Source organism: Sphingomonas azotifigens NBRC 15497 (genome assembly GCF_002091475.1).
GTDB lineage: Bacteria > Pseudomonadota > Alphaproteobacteria > Sphingomonadales > Sphingomonadaceae > Sphingomonas > Sphingomonas azotifigens.
In genome coordinates this window covers 1-985 of sequence record NZ_BCTR01000143.1, presented here as the reverse complement: position 1 = coordinate 985, position 985 = coordinate 1, and the positions used below count along the sequence as shown (strand labels likewise).

Sequence of the window (985 nt, the reverse complement as noted above, 5' to 3'; positions counted from 1 at the left end):
TTCTCTGGGCGGCGGTGATCGAGGGGCGCTATGCCTCGCAGCGCTGGCTGACTTTTCGGCAGGCGCAGGCGGCGGGCGGGAGCGTGCGACGCGGCGAGCGGGGGACGACGATCTGTTATGCGGATCGCTTCACCCCGAAGGACGAAGCCGAGCGGGCACGCGACGAGGATCGCGAGGCGCGGCAGCTGGCGTTCCTCAAGCGGTTCACCGTGTTCAACGTCGATCAGTGCGAGGGGCTGCCCGAGCAGATGGCGGGGTTGGAGCAGGCCGAACCGGTGGCGGAAACGGATCGCATCCCGGCTGCGCATGCGCTGTTGGAGGCGTGCGGTGCCGATATCCGGATCGGGGGTGGCGAAGCCTATTACAGCCCAGGCGGCGACTATGTCGCGGTGCCGCCGCAGCTCGCCTTTTACAACCGCATCAACTGGTATCGCACTGTGCTGCACGAACTGGGGCACTGGACCGGGCATCGCTCCCGCCTTGACCGCGACCAGTCCGGCGCATTCGGCAGTGCCGCCTATGCCCGTGAGGAGTTGGTTGCCGAGATGGCAAGCGCGTTCACCTGCGCGTCGCTGACGATTCGGCCGACCATTCGGCACGCTGATTATGTCGGCAGCTGGTTGGCCGTGCTGCGGCAGGACGAAAAGGCGATCTTCCGGGCGGCGAGCGCGGCCAGCAAGGCGGCTGATTACCTGCTTGGGTTCACGTCGGATGAGGAGGCGGAGCAATGATGCGCTGGCTTCGTCTGCGGCGGATGCGCCGCGCCTTTCGTGCGCTGCCGGAGCGCGATCGGGCTATCTTCGGATCGGTGCGGTTCGATGACCGGGATTACGTCGAAACGGCCGAGTTGCATAGCTGCACGGTGGCGGAGGTCGAGCAGACCATCACCCGCGTAATCATCGCGCTCGACCGTGCAGCGCGGGGCAAACAGCCGTGAGGGATGCTACACCTCGCCCGGCGCAACCGGTCGAGGTGTACGCCGCCG

The 985-nt window shown here is 66.9% G+C and carries 2 protein-coding genes; both read left to right on the top strand.

The window, feature by feature from the left end:
- The coding region (locus SAZ01S_RS23305) for an ArdC family protein (protein ID WP_139810228.1) at positions 1–731 on the top strand (731 nt) is incomplete at its 5' end.
- Entirely contained in the window at positions 728–937 is a 210-nt protein-coding gene (locus SAZ01S_RS23300) for a sigma factor-like helix-turn-helix DNA-binding protein (RefSeq protein ID WP_084584704.1), read from the top strand. The genes SAZ01S_RS23305 and SAZ01S_RS23300, both read left to right, overlap by 4 nt.
- Positions 938–985: the final 48 nt, after the last annotated feature.

Excerpts from the sequence above, each read along its gene's own strand:
- SAZ01S_RS23300 (WP_084584704.1), top strand. The coding sequence starts at position 728 with ATGATGCGCTGGCTTCGTCTGCGGCGGATGCGCCGCGCCTTTCGTGCG.